Annotated in this window: 4 protein-coding genes; 2 read left to right on the plus strand and 2 right to left on the minus strand. The window is 39.0% G+C overall.

What is annotated here, in order from left to right; all coding sequences use genetic code 11:
• Together LBQ60_02400 and LBQ60_02405 are read right to left on the minus strand one after the other, a co-directional pair.
• Window positions 1-1063: M23 family metallopeptidase (locus LBQ60_02400; GenBank protein MDR2036753.1), on the minus strand; the 1063-nt coding region annotated here is incomplete at its 3' end.
• A gap of 41 nt (window positions 1064-1104) precedes the next feature.
• On the minus strand, window positions 1105-2082 hold the full coding sequence (locus LBQ60_02405) for a glucosaminidase domain-containing protein (GenBank protein MDR2036754.1): 978 nt from the start codon (window positions 2080-2082) through the stop codon (window positions 1105-1107).
• 209 nt (window positions 2083-2291) lie between these two features.
• Between LBQ60_02405 and guaA the strand changes: the two genes are divergently transcribed.
• Both guaA and LBQ60_02415 read left to right on the plus strand, forming a co-directional pair.
• Window positions 2292-3812, plus strand: a complete 1521-nt coding sequence (guaA, locus tag LBQ60_02410) for a glutamine-hydrolyzing GMP synthase (protein ID MDR2036755.1) — start codon at window positions 2292-2294, stop codon at window positions 3810-3812.
• A gap of 152 nt (window positions 3813-3964) precedes the next feature.
• On the plus strand, window positions 3965-5422 hold a 1458-nt coding region (locus tag LBQ60_02415; protein MDR2036756.1), incomplete at its 3' end, for a hypothetical protein.

Consider the following 5422-nt stretch of genomic DNA (forward strand, 5'->3'; position numbering starts at 1 on the left):
TTGTCTTTTCCGGAACAAACGTAAAAGTAAATCCCAGTTTACTTTCGTTGCCATGCAAATCGCTGGCAATGATCATGGCATCATGTTCCGCCGAATCGGAGAAGGAAACAACACCATGGTTAATGTGTTCTTTGTATATACTTAATGTATTATTCGGCTCAATATACAGACGGTTGATACGAACCCGGTTTTCTACATAATAGGCGTAATCCATCAGGCTATTGACACATCTGGTTTCATCGAATGAAAATTTATCCTTGGTTTGAGAGAAAAAAGTAATACTATCTACTAAAAGCCTGAGATCATATAGTCCGCAACGGTTCCCTGATCCGGATGTCTGGTCGTATGCTTCGATACCGAAAGCACCCCGGCCTTTTATTTTTAATGATCGATGACCGGAAATCCTGTAATTACGTCCTGATTTTTCCAATTGGAACACTTGCCTCTCTTTTGATCCGTTCACTGTAGATTTCTCCCCAATAGGATAGACGACCAACCGACGCATTATGGGAGGAACATCATCCTTCACTCCCATACCGAATAAAACAGGATTTACAGGCATTTGTGTTTTGGTTTCCCTTACTTCGTAATGTAAATGTGGACCGGTAGACCCTCCGGTATTACCGGAAAAACCGATTACCTGGCCTCTTTTGATGATAAAACGGTTGGAGTCGGGATACAGGTCAATACGGAACTGTTCCCGCTTATATTGTTGTTGTTTCACATAAGTTGATACTTCATCATAAAAATCTTCCAGATGCCCATAAACTGTCGTATAACCATTAGGGTGTGTAATGTATATCGCTTTTCCATATCCTCCGGGTCCAACGAAAATCCTGGATACATAACCACTTTCAGAAGCGTATACCTTATGGCCGATCACCCCTTGCGTCCGGTAATCAATTCCCGAATGAAAATGGTTGGGTCGTAATTCGGCAAATGTACCGGATAGCAGGACGGGAATATCTAAAGGACGGTAAAAAAAAGTGTCGGGATATTGCTGTGATTGAACTTTAAAAACAGATAAAAAAATAAATAAGACAATAAAAATATGGTATTGCATTTTTAGGTTCCGATTTAGTTACACAATTGGATATTGTGCATTTAATGATTTTTCTTTTTCTTACGTAAATTTAATTGGGTGCCGGCCGGAGGTTCCGTTCCTTCTTCCATACGGTTCAGGATATAAAGCCGTTTTAGCCTGATACCATATTTCTGGGAAACATCATACATGGTTTCACCATCCTGTAACACATGTACATCCATACCCCGTTCCGCTTTCCGGCGTTTAGGCTGAAGATATATCACCTGTCCTTCAGATAAAGGGGTTGAAGCGTGTGTTTCGTTGTATTTGGGTAACTGCCACGGCATCATATCCATTTCTTTTGTTAAAGAAGCGTAGGTATCTCCATTTTTGGCAACAACAAAGTTTGTCCCGTTATTTTCCTTTACCTGATACCGTTCGACACTTACGGAAAAATTATCAATTGATTTTGCTTCTTTGGGAGTTTTTTGGACAGTAGATGTATTACTCCCTTTTTGTGTCTTTTTTATACTTTTCTTTGAAACGGAAGCCCCGGTATCATATTGATGTAAGTCATACCGCTCTATCAGGTCAATTAATAATTGAGGGTATTTCGGATCTGTTGCATACCCTGCTTTACGTAAGCCTTTCGCCCAGTTTTTATAATCCGTATGCTGGTATTCAAAGAGAAAAGCATAACGGCTGCGTGTCATCAAAAAGTCCGTATGATCAAGAAATGATTCTTCTGCATTCTTATAATGACGAAAACATTCTCCTTTAGCATCGTCATCATGAAAAATCCTGTTCCCTTCCCAATCATGGCATTTGATCCCGAAATGATTGTTGGCTTTTACAGCTAGCCGGCTGTTTCCGCTTGCCGATTCCAAAATACCCTGAGCCAAAGTAATACTGGCCGGAATGCCACTTCTTCCCATTTCTTTTATGGCCAGGTCTTTATATGTGTTGATGTATTTTTCTGTGGTGATTTTCTGCTGTGCATTAAGACTGAATATTCCAAAGAAAAATAACACATTAAAAATGATGTGATGTAATTTCATTACGATATCTAATGTTTTACAAAGGTAACAAAAAAGAAAGAATGAACATGCATATGTTATATTTAATGGCTTTGGAATGTTATATTATAGATTTAAAAAATTGTTTAATAGGCCAATAAAATAAAATTATTGCATTAGGCGGTTATAATCAGAAATTGAATTAATTTTGTCTGCATATTTAATGAATATACCTATCTTTAATCTTTATTATGCACGAAAAAATAATCATTCTTGATTTCGGCTCCCAAACAACACAGCTCATCGGTCGAAGATTAAGAGATTTAAATGTTTATTGTGAGATTGTCCCCTATAATAAATTTCCTGTAAATGACCCGTTGGTGAAAGGCGTGATCCTTTCAGGCAGCCCGTTTTCTGTAATGGATCCAGAGGCATTTAAGCCCGATATATCATTCATCCGGGGAAAATACCCGATGTTGTGTATTTGTTATGGTGCGCAATATCTGGCTTATCTGTCCGGTGGAAAAGTAGAAAAAGGTGATTCCCGCGAATACGGGAGAGCTATACTTACTCCTGTTGATAAAGAAGATCTGCTTTTTAAAGATGTCAAAGAGCAATCCCAGGTATGGATGTCACATGGTGATACCATAACATCTATTCCGGATTCCTTTAAAATAATTGCTACAACTGAGGATGTTACGGTCGCTGCCTATAAAATTAACGGAGAACCTACATGGGGTGTCCAGTTTCATCCGGAAGTGTTCCACACGGAAGACGGCATTTTGATTCTGGATAATTTTCTCAGCATCTGCGGGATGAAGAAAGACTGGACTCCGGCTTCATTCATTGAAGTTACCGTTGACACATTGAAGCAGGAATTGGGTAATGATAAGGTAATTCTCGCTCTTTCCGGAGGTGTGGATTCCTCGGTAACAGCTGTTTTATTGAATAGGGCTATCGGTAAGAACCTGACCTGTATCTTTGTTGATCATGGTTTATTACGTAAGAATGAATTCGAAAATGTATTACGTGATTATGAACATTTGGGACTGAATGTAATAGGTATCGATGCTAAAGATAGATTTTACAAGCAGTTGGCAGGTGTTTCAGATCCTGAAACGAAACGAAAGATCATCGGTAAAGGGTTTATTGATGTCTTTGAAGAAGAAGCACAAAAGCTTGACAATATCAAGTGGTTGGGACAAGGTACAATTTATCCGGATATCATAGAATCATTATCTATTACAGGAACTGTAATAAAATCACACCATAATGTAGGTGGTTTGCCTGAAAAGATAAAGATGAAGCTGGTTGAACCGCTTCGCCTACTGTTTAAGGATGAAGTTCGCCGGGTTGGGCGTGAACTGGGTATGATGCCGCATTTGATCAATCGTCATCCTTTCCCCGGACCCGGTCTGGGTATCCGGGTTCTGGGTGATATTACTCCTGAAAAAATACATATTCTTCAAGAAGCTGACGATATTTATGTACAGGCTTTTCGGGATTGGGATCTATATGATAAGGTATGGCAGGCTGCTGCTATATTATTGCCTGTAAGGTCGGTAGGTGTAATGGGTGATGAACGGACCTATGAAAATACCATTGCTTTGAGGGCAGTTACCTCTACAGATGCTATGACCGCTGATTGGGCACATCTTCCTTATGAATTTCTGGCAAAAGTTTCGAATGAAATCATCAATAAGGTTCGAGGCGTGAACAGAGTTGTTTATGATATCAGTTCTAAGCCGCCTGCTACCATCGAATGGGAATAAATATATATGAGAGGTTCAACATTGTTGCGCCTCTTTTGTTATTTTTATGATTTATAGATTGTAATTTGTTCCGGATCAAGACACATATTCATTCATTTTGGTTTGCATGTATACTTATCTTTTTGCTAGGTGCCTGCAATCCGACGAAATATGTGCCTAAAAATGAGTATCTTTTACGTTCTTATGAAATTGAAGTAGATAACAAGGATATAAAACAGGAGCAATTAACTACTTATGTCCGGCAAAAACCCAATAAGAAAATTATAGGTTTGAGATTTCATCTATGGTTGTTCAATCGATCAAAGCCTGAGAAAAATAATAAGTGGAATAACTGGTTACGGAAAAACGGGGAAGAACCTGTTATTTGGCAACAGAGCCTGACCGATAGGACCTCAGAACAATTAAAGTTAAGTCTTGAAAACCTTGGCTATTACTATGCAACAGTTACGGATACGGTACTTTTTAAAAAGAAAAAAGCGAATGTCGTATATTCTATCCATACCGGTTGGCCGTATATAGTCAGTAAACTGACTTATTCCATTCCGGATACGGCAATAGCACGCTTAATTTTTGCCGATACGACGAATACCTTAATAAAACCGGGTATCCTTTTTGATGTCACGATTTTAGATAAAGAGCGGAGCCGGATCGAGACCAATTTAAAAAATAAAGGATACTATAGCTTTTCTGCAGAACGTATTGAATACGATGCGGATACTACTCATAGTAACAGAACGGTAACTCTTCAGTTACAGGTAAATTCCCATTCGGAACGAACAGAAATCAACCAGGTGATAGAAACGCCCTATCCTTTATATACGATCCGGTCTTTAACGGTCAATGCCAGTTTGAGTATGCAGAATCTGATAGACACCCTTAACGTTTCTAAAACCGCGTCGGATACACTTACCAGAGGGGAAACCCGTTTTATTATACCCCACCGTTTTCCTGTAAAGGCATCTACGATAGGACAATCATTATATGTGTTTCCCGACTCATTGTACCGTATATCTGATGTGAACCAGACTTACCAACATTTAACGGCTTTACGGAATTTCCGGCAGGTAAATATAGAATTTAATGAGGTGCCTGGGCAAAACGGTTTATTGATGCGCGACCTGGATTGTCGTATTAATATATTACCGTTTACAAGGCAGAGTTATACCATTGACCTGGAAGGAACCAATTCTGATGGAAATTTCGGAGGGGCGGTCAGTTTTCTGTATCAGAATAAAAGTTTATTCGGTCATGCGGAGATTTTTGATTTGAGGCTACGCGGTATGTTAGAAGCTGTATCTTCTGATAACGTTGGGCTTTTTAACTTTAAGACCACTATGGAATATGAAGCGGAAGCTTCCATCAACATTCCCAAATTTATTCTTCCGTTTTCATCGAGTAAGTTTATCCGGATGTATTCCCCAAGGACCATCTTTTCCATATTATATAATTACCAGCGTCGGCCGTTATATGAACGTTCTGTTTTCAGTACATCATTCGGTTATAACTGGAGGGGATCGGAAATTATTTTTCATACGGTGAGACCCCTCGATGTCAATTTTGTTCAATTGATCAACATCAATCCGGATTTTAATGCATATCTGGACAGGTAT

Source organism: Bacteroidales bacterium, assembly GCA_031275285.1.
Lineage (GTDB): Bacteria > Bacteroidota > Bacteroidia > Bacteroidales > UBA4181 > JAIRLS01.